At 39.3% G+C, this 377-nt stretch carries 1 protein-coding gene; it reads left to right on the forward strand.

Annotated elements, in window-relative coordinates; translation table 11 throughout:
- A partial coding sequence (locus ACVC43_RS00055) for a DUF7507 domain-containing protein (RefSeq protein WP_452222530.1) occupies positions 1-377 on the forward strand: 377 nt, incomplete at both ends.

A 377-nucleotide genomic window follows, 5' to 3' on the forward strand; every position in this document is an offset into this window, starting at 1 on the left:
ACGATTACTTACACCTTCACTGTAACGAATACTGGTAATGTGTCTATTGATAATGTGGTTGTAACCGATCCTTTATTAGAAGCACCTAACCCAGTGGTTGCAATCGTATTTGCTTCTGGTGATACCGATGGTGATAACGAATTAGATCCTACTGAAACATGGACTTACACAGCCAACTATGCTGTAACACAAGATGATATTGATGCTGGACAAGTAACAAACCAAGCTACAGTTAATGGTCAAAATGTATTGACTGATGCTACTGTAACAGATGTGTCTGGTACTACTGCTACAACAGACGATGCAACAGTGATTACCTTATGTCAAGGTGATACAACTATTGCACTTGTCAAGTCTGGAATCTTTAACGACGAAGA

The sequence above is a fragment of the Lacinutrix chionoecetis genome (assembly GCF_053604665.1).